Annotated in this window: 12 protein-coding genes; 11 read left to right on the forward strand and 1 reads right to left on the reverse strand. The window is 70.5% G+C overall.

Annotated features, from left to right (window positions below):
* Positions 1–28 precede the first annotated feature (28 nt).
* Positions 29–1978: an acyl-CoA dehydrogenase gene (locus B7K23_RS10255; RefSeq protein ID WP_084126490.1), complete on the forward strand. Its 1950-nt coding sequence runs from the start codon at positions 29–31 to the stop codon at positions 1976–1978.
* 97 nt (positions 1979–2075) lie between these two features.
* Here the strand turns inward: B7K23_RS10255 and B7K23_RS10260 are convergent, their stop codons facing one another.
* Positions 2076–2576 carry a glutathione peroxidase gene (locus tag B7K23_RS10260; RefSeq protein ID WP_084126491.1) on the reverse strand — a complete coding sequence of 167 codons (501 nt, stop codon included), beginning with the start codon at positions 2574–2576 and terminating at the stop codon, positions 2076–2078.
* 175 nt (positions 2577–2751) lie between these two features.
* Here B7K23_RS10260 and B7K23_RS10265 point away from each other — a divergent pair, with 175 nt between their 5' ends.
* From B7K23_RS10265 to B7K23_RS10310, 10 genes are all read left to right on the forward strand, one after another.
* Positions 2752–3975: an MFS transporter gene (locus B7K23_RS10265; protein WP_234996496.1), complete on the forward strand. Its 1224-nt coding sequence runs from the start codon at positions 2752–2754 to the stop codon at positions 3973–3975.
* A 173-nt stretch (positions 3976–4148) separates the two neighbouring features.
* The gene (locus tag B7K23_RS10270; RefSeq protein WP_084126492.1) at positions 4149–5360 is read left to right on the forward strand and encodes a substrate-binding domain-containing protein; all 1212 of its coding nucleotides are present in this window, start codon (positions 4149–4151) and stop codon (positions 5358–5360) included.
* 13 nt (positions 5361–5373) lie between these two features.
* Positions 5374–6135: an ABC transporter ATP-binding protein gene (locus tag B7K23_RS10275; protein ID WP_084126949.1), complete on the forward strand. Its 762-nt coding sequence runs from the start codon at positions 5374–5376 to the stop codon at positions 6133–6135.
* The gene (locus B7K23_RS10280; RefSeq protein WP_084126493.1) at positions 6132–6857 is read left to right on the forward strand and encodes an ABC transporter ATP-binding protein; all 726 of its coding nucleotides are present in this window, start codon (positions 6132–6134) and stop codon (positions 6855–6857) included. The genes B7K23_RS10275 and B7K23_RS10280 overlap by 4 nt, the downstream gene beginning before the upstream one ends.
* Positions 6854–7732 (forward strand): branched-chain amino acid ABC transporter permease, encoded by an 879-nt coding sequence (locus B7K23_RS10285; RefSeq protein ID WP_084126494.1) that lies wholly within the window; start codon positions 6854–6856, stop codon positions 7730–7732. The genes B7K23_RS10280 and B7K23_RS10285 overlap by 4 nt, the downstream gene beginning before the upstream one ends.
* Positions 7729–8844: a branched-chain amino acid ABC transporter permease gene (locus B7K23_RS10290; RefSeq protein ID WP_084126495.1), complete on the forward strand. Its 1116-nt coding sequence runs from the start codon at positions 7729–7731 to the stop codon at positions 8842–8844. The genes B7K23_RS10285 and B7K23_RS10290 overlap by 4 nt, the downstream gene beginning before the upstream one ends.
* Positions 8841–10367, forward strand: coding sequence for a class I adenylate-forming enzyme family protein (locus B7K23_RS10295; RefSeq protein ID WP_084126496.1), 1527 nt, complete (start codon positions 8841–8843; stop codon positions 10365–10367). The genes B7K23_RS10290 and B7K23_RS10295 overlap by 4 nt, the downstream gene beginning before the upstream one ends.
* The gene (locus tag B7K23_RS10300; protein ID WP_084126497.1) at positions 10364–11047 is read left to right on the forward strand and encodes a TetR/AcrR family transcriptional regulator; all 684 of its coding nucleotides are present in this window, start codon (positions 10364–10366) and stop codon (positions 11045–11047) included. Before B7K23_RS10295 ends, B7K23_RS10300 begins: the two co-directional genes overlap by 4 nt.
* Positions 11047–11799 carry a 3-hydroxybutyrate dehydrogenase gene (locus B7K23_RS10305; RefSeq protein ID WP_084126498.1) on the forward strand — a complete coding sequence of 251 codons (753 nt, stop codon included), beginning with the start codon at positions 11047–11049 and terminating at the stop codon, positions 11797–11799. The genes B7K23_RS10300 and B7K23_RS10305 overlap by 1 nt, the downstream gene beginning before the upstream one ends.
* Positions 11796–12698 (forward strand): alpha/beta fold hydrolase, encoded by a 903-nt coding sequence (locus B7K23_RS10310; RefSeq protein ID WP_084126950.1) that lies wholly within the window; start codon positions 11796–11798, stop codon positions 12696–12698. Before B7K23_RS10305 ends, B7K23_RS10310 begins: the two co-directional genes overlap by 4 nt.
* Positions 12699–12724 lie beyond the last annotated feature (26 nt).

Raw genomic sequence — 12724 nt, forward strand, 5'->3', positions numbered from 1 at the left:
ACCCACCCCACCACCACAGGGAGCGACAATGACGTCGACCGACACCCGACCCTCCTCCGTCCCCGCGGAGAGCCTCACCGCGCTCGGCTCGCGGCTGCGCGCCGCGCTCGATGGGCCCTTCGCCGCGGAGCGCGGTGCCGCGCGGGCGGCTTTCCCCGCCCAGAACCTGCTGCGGGATCCCGAGATGGACATCGCGGAGTCGCGAGAGTGGGTCCTCGCTCGCCTGCGCGAGCTGGACGGCGCCGGCTTCGGCTCCGCGGGGGTGCCGAACGGGGCGGACGCGGTCAACGATCCGCTCACGGCCGTCGTCACCTTCGAGACGCTCGCGCACGGTGACCTGTCGGTGACGATCAAGTCTGGGGTGCAATGGGGGCTTTTCGGGGGAGCGGTGATGAACCTCGGGAACGCCTGGCATCGGGACACGTATCTGCCCGACATCACCTCCCTCAAGCTTCTCGGCGCCTTCGCGATGACGGAGCTGGGCCACGGCTCCGACGTTCAGGGCCTCGAGACGACGATCACCTACATCCGCGAGACCGACGAGTTCGACGTCCACTCGCCCACGCCGGGCGCCACCAAGGCGTATCTCGGCAACGCGGCGACGCACGGCACGATGGCGGCCGTGTTCGGCCAGCTCGTGGTGGACGGGGTCCAGCACGGAGTCCATACGATCCTCGTGCCGATCAGGGACGATGCGGGAGCGGACGTCCCTGGCGTCACCACGGGGGACCAGGGCCACAAGGGCGGCCTGCTCGGCGTCGACAACGGCACGCTGCGCTTCGATCACCTCCGCGTGCCTCGCCGGATGCTGCTGGACCGGTACGGCGGCGTGACGGCGGAGGGCGTCTACGAGTCGTCGATCGAGAACCCGAACCGGCGCTTCTTCACGATGCTGGGCACGCTGGTGCGCGGGCGCGTGTGCATCGCCGCGGCCTCCGGCATCGCCGCGCGGCGTGCGCTGTCGATCTCGGTGCGCCATGCGCTGCGCCGTCGCCAGTTCGCTGCGCCGGGCCGCCCCGACGGGGTGCTGCTGCTCGACTATCAGACCCATCAGCGCCGGCTGCTCCCGCTCGTCGCGCGCTCCTACGCGCTCGGCTTCGCGCAGAACGAGCTGACGGGACGGCTCGTCCACATCCAGAGCGGGGGAGCGCACACCGAGGCGGACCAGCGCGAGCTCGAGCTGCGGGCCGCCGGCATCAAGGCGATGACCTCCCGCTTCGCGAACGACGCCGTCCAGGAGGCGCGCGAGGCGTGCGGCGGCGCGGGCTACCTGAGCGAGAACCGCATCGTCGGCATCCGCGAGGACGTCGACGTGTTCGCGACGTTCGAGGGCGACAACACGGTGCTGCTCCAGCTCGTGGCCAAGGGGATGCTCGGGTCGTACGCGGAAGAGTGGAAGGCTCTCGACCGCGCGGGCATGATGCAGGCGCTCACGCGTGCCGCGGGCGGAGCCTTCGCCGAGCGCACCTCGGCGCGCCTGCTCGCCGAGCGCCTCGCGGACACGGCTCGTCGAGGTCCCGAGCAGACGACCTTGGTGGATCGGGGCTGGCACGCGCTCATGTTCGAGGAGCGCGAGAAGCACGTCCTCGAGTCGCTCGCGCGCCGCATCCGGGCGGCGAGCAAGAGCTCGGGCGACAGGTTCGAGGCGATCAACCGCCTCGGCGGCCACATGCAGTTCGCGGCACGGGCCCACGTCGAGCGGCAGGTGCTCGACGCCTTCGTGGAGGCGATCGAGGGGTGCGACGACCGTGAGGCGCGCGCGGTCCTCGAGCGAGTGTGCTCGCTGTATGCGCTCAGCTCGATCCACGACGATCGGGCATGGTTCATGGAGCACCAGCGGATCTCGACCGGTCGTGCGAAGGCGATCGGCGACCAGATCGACGCGCTGTGCCGCGAGCTGCGGCCTCACGCGCTGCCGCTGGTCGAGGGGCTGGGCATCCCCGCCGAGTGGCTGCGCGCGGCGGTGCTGGAGGACTGAGCGAGCCGGCGTCGCTCACGGCGTTGCTCACGGCGTCGAGCCGGGGCGGTGATGCGCCGGGAGCGTGGCGGCCACAGGAACGCGGTGGCCGTCGAGGTCAGGCGCGCTTGGCGAGCTCCGCGCGGATGTCGGCCTCGAGCGACGCGGGCTCCGCCGTGGGCGCGTACCGCTTGACGACCGTGCCGTCGCGCGCGATGAGGAACTTGGTGAAGTTCCACTTGATCGCGCCGCCCCGCAGCCAGCTCGACGTCTCCTGCTTCATCCACTGGTACAGCGGGTGCGTGCCCTTGCCGTTGACGTCGATCTTGTCGAACATCGGGAAGGTCACGCCGTAGTTCCGCTGGCAGAACTCGCCGATCTGGGTGGCGTCGCCAGGCTCCTGCTTGGCGAACTGGTTGCACGGGAAGCCGAGGATCTCGAAGCCTTCGTCGTGGAGCGCCGTGTAGAGGCTCTCGAGACCCTCGAACTGAGGCGTGAGCCCGCACTTCGATGCGGTGTTGACGACGAGCACGACGTTGCCGGCGTAGTCGGAGAGCGGCCGCTCGAACCCCGTGAGGGTGACGGCGGAGAAATCGGAGAGCGATGCAACAGTTGCCATGTCACCAAGTGTGGCACCGGCGCACGTCCGCCGAAAGGTGAGGCGCGCGGGAACAGATCCGCCGGTCGGTAGTGTTGACACCGTGCGCCACCGGCGCGGCCGACTCAAGGGCGAGCGGTCCATCTCACTGTCCGCGTAGATCGGTACCGCCTTGCCCACACTCAGCCCCACCCGCGTGCGCCTCGCGCTCCTCGCCCTCGCCATCGGCGGCTTCGGCATCGGCTCCACGGAGTTCGTGGCGATGGGGCTGCTGCCGGATATCGCTCGGGACCTGCTTCCCGACCTCTACGCCCAGGACCCGGACGCCGCGCTCGCGAGGGCCGGCCTCGTGATCTCCGCGTACGCCGCAGGTGTCGTGGTCGGCGCGCCGACCATCGCTGCGATCGCCGCGCGGTTCCCGAGGAAGAGGCTTCTCACCGTGCTCGCCGTGGTGTTCACCGTAGGCACGGTGGCGTCCGCGATGGCCCCGACGTTCGAGCTCGTGGTCGCGGCGCGCTTCCTCGCGGCACTGCCGCACGGCGCCTACTTCGGCGTCGCCGCGCTCGTGGCCGCCGAGCTGATGGGCCCGGGCAAGCGGGGGCAGGCGGTCTCGCTCGTCCTCACCGGCCTCACGATCGCTAACGTCGTCGGCGTGCCGACGATCACCTTCCTCGGCCAACAGGCCGGCTGGCGCGTGGCGTACCTCGCAGTGGCGGCGATCTTCGCCCTCACGGCGGTCGCCATCGTCGCCGTGGTGCCCTGGCAGGCCGGCGATCCCTCCGCGACGGTGCGCCGCGAGCTGGGGGCCTTCACGCGCCCAGCGGTCTGGTTCGCGCTGCTGACGGGCGCCCTCGGATTCGGAGGCTTCTTCGCCGTCTACAGCTACGTCTCGCCGCTCGCGACGGGGGTCACGGGGACGCCGGAATCGTTCGTGCCGTGGGCCCTCGTGGGCCTGGGACTGGGCATGACGGTCGGCAACTTCGTCGGAGGACGGCTCGCCGATCGCGGCGCGATGAAGGCGGTGTTCCAGCTGTTCGGCGCCTTCGCCGCGTCGCTGATCGTGCTCGCGCTCTCCGCGTCGACAGTGGTGGGACTGCTCATAGGCCTCTTCCTTGTCGGTGCGACGTCCTCGGCCATCTCGCCCGCGATCCAGACCCGGCTGATGGACGTCGCGAGCGACAGCCAGACGATGGCCGCGGCGGTGAACCATTCGGCGCTCAACATCGGCAACAGCCTCGGGGCCTTCCTCGGCGGAGCGGTGATCGCCGCGGGCTGGGGATACCTCGCGCCGACCTGGCTGGGGCTCGCCCTGTGCGTCCCCGGCGTGGTGTTCGCACTCGCGGGATGGGCCGTGACGCGCCGGAGCGCAGGCGCCGCCGAGGAGGCGCCTGCCAGGGAGTACGTCTCCGCCGCGCAGTGAGGCCCGCCCGCGATCTCCCCGTCGCGGGCGGCTCCCGTGGCGCGTCCAGCGCCGCGACACGGTTGACGTGACACCCAGTTCCCTTGACAGGACCTAGGTCCCGGTCTAGCGTCAATCGCAACCTGAATCACCTTTCAGGTTAGGAACTTTCAAAGGCGAAAGGTGTCCCCAACATGCGTGGAACAACGACGTTGCTCGCAGGCGCTACGGCGCTGACGGCTCTAGCGATCGCAGGATGCGCCCCATCGGAGACGGAGGCCACCGATGAGGTGTCCTCGTCCGAGCTGCCCGCCATGGAGACGGCGGTCACGGTAGGCATCATCACGTCGGAGACCGGTGTCCTCGCCGGCTACGGCGAGCAGTACCTGGCAGGGTTCGAGGCAGGCCTCGACTACGCGACCGATGGCACCGGCAAGGTGGGTGACACCGTCATCGAGGTCGACTACCGCGACGACGCCGGAGACGTCGACAAGGCCGTGACGATCACGAAGGAGCTGATCGGCGACGGCGTGAACATCATCGCCGGCACGGTGTCCTCCGGCGTCGCGCTGTCGGTCGCCGAGCAGGCCGAGCAGAACCAGGTGCTCTACATCTCGGGCCCCGCCGCGGCGGACGCCCTCACCGGTCTCAACGACTACACGTTCCGGTCGGGACGGCAGTCCTCGCAGGACGTCGCGACCGCGGGCATGTTCCTCGACGACATCTCGGGCAAGGACGTGCTGGTCTTCGCGCAGGACTCGGCCTTCGGGCAGGGCAATGTGGCCGCGGTCGAGGCGATCCTCGGCGCGGACGGCGCGAACGTCGACTCGCTGCTCGTCGCCGAGGACGTCACCGAGTTCACCACCTTCGCTCAGCAGGTGGTCGACGCGGATCCCGACCTCGTGTTCGTCGCGTGGGCCGGGGCCACCTCCGGCGCGATGTGGGAGGCGATGAGCCAGCAGGACGTCTTCGCGAGCATCCCCGTCGTCACCGGGCTCGGCGACTCCGCCACGTTCGGCGCCTACGGCGCGGCGAGCGAGGAGATCTCGTTCCTCAACCACTACTTCGCGGGGGGTCCGTCCAACGACGTCAACACCGCGATGGTCGAATCGATCGAGGCCGCGGGCGGCACCGCGGACCTGTTCAGCCCCGACGGGTTCAACGCCGCGCTGATGATCGTGCACGCGATCGAGGCCGGATACGACGACGTCGATGCGATGATCGCCGCGCTCGAGGGCTGGAGCTTCGACGGCCCCAAGGGCACGACGACCATCCGTGAGTCGGACCACGCGCTCCTCCAGGAGATGTACCAGGTCACCCTGGTGGCCGACGGCGACTCGTACGCACCCGAGCTGCTCGACGTCGTGGCAGCCGCTGACGTCGCTCCCGCCGAGCTCGCAGAGTAGGGCCGCGATGGGCATGCATGACCAGCCTCCCTCCCTCCACATCGAGGGGGTCGGCCTCCGCATCGGCGGCGCGACGATCCTCGAGGACGTGCATCTCGACGTGGCCGCGGGCGCCATGGTCGGGGTGATCGGTCCGAATGGAGCGGGGAAGACCACGCTGTTCAACGTGATCTCGGGCATCATGCGGCCCACGTCAGGCACCGTCGCCCTGGGCGGCACCGACATCACCTCGATGTCGGTGCCCGCCCGGGCACGCGCCGGCCTCGGCCGGACGTTCCAGACCTCGAGCTACTTCCCGCGCCTGAGCGTGCTGGAGAACGTGCGCATCGCCGCGCAGGTGCAGCTCGGAGGCAACTACTCGCTGCTGCGGTTCCCGCGCCGCACGGACGAGGCCACCGAGAAGGCACGGGGTGCGATCGAGGCGGTCGGCCTCGCGCACCGCATGGACGCCATGGCGGGCGACATCTCGCACGGCGACAAGCGCAAGCTCGAGATCGCGACCCTCATGGCGATCGACACCGGCATCGCGCTGCTCGACGAGCCGATGGCCGGTGTCGGGTCCGGCGACGTCGACGGCCTCGTGGCCCGCATCAGGGACCTCCACGGCGGGGGTCGCCGCACCGTCCTCATGGTCGAGCACCACATCGACGTCCTGCTCGGGCTCGTGGACATGGTGGCGGTCATGCACGCCGGCTCGATCCTCGCCTATGACACCCCGGAGCAGATCATGACCAACCCGATCGTGCAGAGCGCCTACCTGGGGAACGCCGCATGACCGCGCCGATCCTCGAGGTCGAGGCCCTGCAGGCGTCGATCGGCGGCCAGCAGGTCGTCGAGTCGGTCACCTTCGACGTGCCGAGCACCGGCATCACCGCGGTCCTCGGCCGCAACGGCGTCGGCAAGACGTCGACGCTGCGCGGCATCCTCGGCCTCATCTCGCGCTCCGGCAAGGTGACCCTCGCGGGCGACCGCATCGACGGAGAGCCGACGCACCGGATCGTCCGTCGTGGCGTCGGGTACGTGCCGGAGGACCGCGAGGTCTTCGCGTCGCTCACGGTCGCGGAGAACCTCGCGCTCGCCGAGCGGCAGGCGAAGCCGCGGCGCGAGTTCGTCGCCGCGCTGTTCCCCGACCTCGTCGCGCGCAGCAAGCAGATGGCCGGCACCCTGTCGGGTGGCCAGCAGCAGATGGTGTCCGTCGCTCGCGCGCTCCTCAACGACAATCGCCTGCTCCTGGTCGACGAGCCCACCAAGGGCCTCGCTCCCCGCATCGTCGGGGAGGTGGCCGACGCGCTCGAGGAGGCCTCGCTCACCGTGCCGATGCTCCTCGTGGAGCAGAACCTCGAGGTGGTGCGACGCCTCGCGACCGACGTGATCGTGATCGACAGCGGGCGGGTGGTCCACCGCGGCAACGCGCGCGAGCTGCTGGACGATGCGGCGCTCACCAAGCGCCTGCTGGGCGTCCACGGCGAGGCGACGGCGGGGGAGGCGCACGCATGAGCACGTTCGTCCTGGTCCTCGCGACCGGAATCGGCCTCGGCGCGCTCTACTTCCTGGTCGCCTCGGGTCTGAGCCTCATCTACGGCCTCATGCATGTGCTGAACTTCGCGCACGGTGTCTTCCTCACGCTCGGCGCGTTCATCGGCTGGGAGGCGGCGCAGCGGATGGGCGCATCGGGGTGGGTGGCGTTCGCCGCCTCCATCCTCATCGGAGGCATCGTGGGCACCGTGTTCGCGACGCTCACCGAGCTCGCCCTCATCAGACCGCTGTACGAGCGGCACATCGAGCAGGTGCTCGTGACGGTGGGCCTCGCGTTCGCCTCGGTCGCGCTCTTCGAGGGCATCTGGGGCTCCGACCCCCTGTACATCTCCGGGCCTGCCTGGCTCGACGAGACGACGTCCCTGCTCGGCGCGCGCATCCCGAACGTCTACTTCGTCCTCATGATCGCCGCGACGCTGCTCCTCGCGAGCCTGATCGTGTTCCTGCGCTACACGCGCTTCGGGATGATCATCCGGGCCGGAGTCGAGAACCGCGCGATGGTCACCGCGCTCGGCATCGATGTGAAGAAGTCCTTCACCCTGGTCTTCGCGATCGGCGGCTCCGCCGCGGGCGTCGGCGGCGTGCTCGCCGCGCACTACACCGGCTACGTCTCGGCGCACCTGGGCCAGGGGCTCCTCATCTTCGCGTTCATCGTGACCGTGATCGGCGGGCTCGGCTCGCTCGCGGGCGCCGCGATCGCCTCGGTGCTCGTGGCCGTGCTCCAGCAGTTCGCCAACTACTACCTGAGCGGCACCGGCGACCTGATCGTCGTGGTGGCGCTCGCCGTCGTCCTGCTCGCGCGACCGCGCGGGCTCCTGGGAAGGAGGCCGGCATGACCGAGCTCACCCGCCGCTATGGCGTCGCCGTGGGAGGCATCGCCCTGGTGACCCTGATGGCGCTCCTGCCGCTGCTCAACATCTCGTTGCCTGGCATCCTCCCGACACCCACCTATCAGCCGGGCGCCCTCGCGATGCTGTCGCTCGCGATGGTGTTCGCCGCCCTCGCGCTGTCGTACAACATGCTCCTGGGCACCGGCGGGATGCTGTCCTTCGGGCATGCGCTGTACTTCGGCGCCGGCGCGTACGGCCTCGGCATCATCCTCGAGAACCTCGGAGTCCCGCTGTGGCCCGGCATCGTCCTCGCACTCGTCGGTGGACTCGCCATCTCGCTCGTGACGGGCGCCATCAGCATGAGGGTCACCGGCATCCCCTTCGCGATGGTGACGCTCGCCTTTGCCCAGGCCGGATCGGTGCTCGTGCGCAGGAACTCGTCGGTGACCGGCGGCGAGGAGGGACTCGCGCTCGAGACGGATCACGTGCCGGACTGGCTGGTCGGCGTGGCGAACACCCGCAACCTGTACTGGGCCACGCTTGCCGTGCTGGTCGTCGTGTACCTGGTCGCGGTCTGGGTCGACCGGTCTCGGCTGGGTCACCTCGCGCGGGCCTCGCGCGAGAACGAGCTCCGCATGCGCGTGCTCGGGCTCGAGCCGACGCGCGCCAAGCTCGTGCTCTTCGTGCTCGCCGCGCTCGCCGCCTCGTTGTCAGGCATCGCGTACATGCTCCTCCAGTCGGGAACGGTGCCGCGCGCGGTCTCCGCCGATCTCACGATCACCGTCCTGGTAATGGTGGTGCTGGGCGGGGTCGGCTACCGCTGGGGAGCGATCCTCGGTGGCGTGCTCTACACGGTGCTCGACCAGCGGCTCACGGTTCTCGCGGGATCGGACGCGATCGCGGGCCTGCCGTCGATCCTCCGGGTGCCGCTGAGCGAGCCCCTCTTCCTGCTCGGGACAATGTTCATCCTCGTCGTCCTGTTCCTCCCGGGGGGCATCGCCGGCACCGCGCACACCTGGCTCGACGGGCGCCGGCGCGGGCGCTCCCACGATCAGCTGAGCGACCTCGAGGCCGACTCCGAGGAGAACCGCACACCGGTCGAGACGAGGCAGTCATGAGCACGCGCCACACGATCGGACGCTGGCTCCTGGACGCGGCGGAGCAGAGGCCCGACCACACGGCGATCGACGAGGGCGGGGTCTCCCTCACCTACGAGGCGCTTGCGGCCCGGGCACGGGGACTCGCGGACTCCCTGCGCGAGGCAGGCTACGGCGCGGGTGACCGCATCGCGACCGTGTCCGCGAACTCGACCGACCACGTCGTCGCGTTCTTCGCGTGCGCGCTCGACGGGCTCACCTTCGCGCCGCTGTCGCACAGGCTGACCGTGTCGGAGCTCGGGCGCCTTCTCGCACGGACCGCCCCGGCGCTCATCCTGACGGACGACGAGCACGAGGCGGCGGTGCGACATGCTCGCGTGGCGGCGCCCCACCGGGTGCCGACCGCGCCGCTCGGCTCGTCCGGAGTCGAGTCCCACGCGCCCCGCGCCGCCCACGCCCGCCAGGCACGGGACGCGCGGGACGATGACCCGCTGCTGCTGATCTTCACGTCGGGAGCGGAGGCGGACCCGAAGGGCGTCGTGCTCACGCATGAGGCGTGCTTCTGGACCAATCAGTCGCTCAGCCAGGCTATGCCGATGCGCGAGGACGACGTCGTGCTCGCGGTGCTTCCGCAGTGTCACGTCGCCGCGTGGAACGTGCAGCCCCTCCTTGCCTGGCGCTCGGGCGCCACCGTCGTCCTTGAGCGGGGGTTCTCGCCGTCGCGCGTCCTCAGCCTCATCGAGAGCAGGCAGGTCACGGTGATGATGGGCGTCCCGACTCAGTACCGTCTGCTCGTCGAGGATCCGGCATGGGCCGCATCCGACCTCGGCTCCTTGCGTCTCGCCGTCGCTGGTGGGGCCGCGCTCGCCGGGGAGGTGGCGCGCCAGTGGGAGCGCCGAGCGATCCCCCTCACGCCCGGATACGGGCTCACGGAGGCCGGGCCCAACACGCTTCACCTGCCCCCGGCGCTGCGGGGCGAGGCAAGCGGCTCCGTGGGCGTGCCCTATCCCATGGTCGAGGTGCAGCTCCGGGATCCCGCCACGGACCTCGTGCTCGACAGCGAGGCCACGGGAGAGCTGTGGGTCCGGTCCGGAGGCCTGTTCACCGAGTATCTCGGCGACCCCGAATCCACCGCGGCGGCCCTCCAGGACGGCTGGCTTCGCACCGGCGACCTGGCTCGCAGGGATGCCCGCGGCCACTTCAGCATCGTCGATCGCATCAAGGACATCTACATCTCCGGCGGCGAGAACGTCGCCCCCGCCGAGGTGGAGCGCGTGCTCGAGGACCACCCGGCGGTGTCCAGGGCCGCGGTCGTCGGGGTGCCCGATGAGGTCTGGGGGGAGCGCGGAGTGGCCTACGTCCGCCTGCATCCCGGCGGGGCCGCCTCCGTCGACGAGCTGATCGCTCATGCCCGGGGCCGACTCGCGGGGTTCAAGGTGCCCGTGAGCGTGATGTTCGTCGACGATCTGCCGACCGGAACGCTTGACAAGGTGTCGCGCAGGCGGCTGCACGCCGCGCATGCCTCGGAGAGGAGCCCGCGATGACCCAGCTCGACGCAGAGGAGGACGCGCTGCTGTCGCAGGCGACGGGCAAGCCGCTTACCGAGCGGGGGAAGGCCACGAGGGCACGGCTCGTCGAGGCCGCCGAGTTCGTCTTCGCCGACGCCGGCTACCACGAGGCCTCGATCGTGAGGATCACCGAGCGCGCCGGGATCGGGCTGGGGACGTTCTATCTGTACTTCGACTCCAAGCAGGCGATCTTCGAGGCCCTCGTGCTCGATCTCAACCGCCGGGTACGGCAGGCGATGTCCTCGGCGATGGCCGGAGCCTCGACCCGCATGGAGGCCGAGCGCCGGGGCTTCGAGGGCTTCTTCCGCTTCACCGCGGAGCACCCCGCGCTGTACCGGGTGGTGAGGGAGGCCGAGCTCGTGTCCCCCGAGACGATGCGCGAACACTACGCCCGCATCGTCTCCGGCTATCGGGAGGGGCTCACGGCGGCTCAGCACGAGGGCGACATCGATGGAGGGCTCGATCCCGAGGTGACCGCATGGGCGCTCATGGGGATCGGTGAGCTGATCGGCATGCGCTACGTCCTGTGGGAGCGCGACGAGGCCGGAACCGCTCCGACAGCGATCGATCCCGACGTGCTCGCCTCTGCCATGCGTTTCATCGACGGCGGCCTCCGTCGCCATCGCGCCGCGACGACCGACGAGCAGGAGCAGTGATGAGCGAGAGACGACTCGACGACCGCCGCGCGATCGTCACCGGAGGTGCGAGCGGCATCGGGCTCGCGTGTGCGAGGGAGTTGGCCGCGCAGGGCGCCCATGTGGTCGTCGCCGACCGCGACGAGGAGGCCGCCCGCCGCGCCGCGGAGGAGGTCGGTGGCGAGGCCTGGGTCGTGGACCTCTCAGCCACCGAGGCCCTCGACGACCTCTCGCTCGAGGCCGACATCGTGGTGAACAACGCCGGGATCCAGCGGGTGAGCCCGATCGAGGAGTTCGATCCCGCGGACTTCCGACTCATCCAGGACCTCATGCTCGTGGCACCGTTCCTGCTGATCCGCGCCGCCCTTCCCGGCATGTATGCGCGCGGCTGGGGCAGGATCATCAACCTCTCGTCGGTCCACGGCCTGCGCGCGTCGCCGTTCAAGTCGGCGTACGTCGCCGCGAAGCACGGACTCGAGGGGCTGTCGAAGGTCACGGCACTCGAGGGCGGTCCGCACGGCGTGACGTCGAACTGCGTGAATCCGGGCTACGTGCGCACCCCGCTGGTCGAGAAGCAGATCGGCGACCAGGCACGCGCTCACGGGATCCCGGAGTCCGAGGTGGTGGAGAAGGTGATGCTCACCGAGGCCGCGGTGAAGCGCCTGGTGGAGCCCTCCGAGGTCGCGTCACTCGTCAGCTGGCTCGCGTCGGACGACGCGGGCATGGTGACCGGCGCCTCGTACACGATGGACGGAGGGTGGTCCGCGCGATGACGAAGCGAGAGATCGACGTCCCCGTGTCGGGCGGCGAGCTGCACGTCGCTGTGTGGGAGCCGAGCGTTCCCGCCCGCGCCGACGTGATCGCCGTGCACGGCATCACCGCGTCGCACCACGCGTGGGAGTGGCTCGCCAAGGCCGCGCCCGACCTGCGCCTCGTGGCCCCGGATCTGCGGGGACGCGGCCGGTCGCAGGGCCTGCAGACGGACGGCGGACTCGCCTCGCACGCGGACGACCTCGCCGAGATCGCGGCCGCGCTCGGTCTGCGGTCGCCAGTGATCCTCGGTCACTCGATGGGGGCGTTCGTCGCGGTCACGGCGGCTTCGCGCCATCCCGATCTGACCTCATCGCTCGTCATGGTCGACGGAGGCGTGCCCCTCGGACTTCCTCCGGGCATCTCCGCAGCACAGGCGATGGAGATGGTCCTGGGGCCGACGGCGGCCCGGCTGCGGATGCGCTTCCCCGACACCCAGGCGTACCTCGACTTCTGGCGCGCGCATCCCGCGTTCGTGGGGGAGTGGAGCCCCTCGCTCGAGGCGTACTTCGCCTACGACCTGGTCCCCGACGGGGATGGCCTCCGCCCCGCCACGGCGTACGAGACGGCCGCCACCGACACCGCCGATCTGCTCACCGGCTCGGCGCTGCACGAGGCCTGGGACGCGCTCGCCGTGCCGACGCGGCTGCTGACCGTGCCGCTCGGGCTGACCGCACAACCGCCCGGCCTGTACCCGGCGGACGTGCTCGAGCCGCTGCTCGTCGACACTCCCGTCATGCACGAGCGCGTCGACGGCTTCAACCACTACACGATCACGATGTCGCCTTCGGGCGCGGAGATCGTCGCGGGAGTGCTGGACGACGTGCTGCTCGTCGACGCGTCCCGCGACGGAGGTGTGTAGCTGCGACAGGCTGATCGGCCCGGCAG

Origin of the sequence: Demequina sp. NBRC 110054, from assembly GCF_002090115.1 — a bacterium.
Classification (GTDB): domain Bacteria; phylum Actinomycetota; class Actinomycetes; order Actinomycetales; family Demequinaceae; genus Demequina.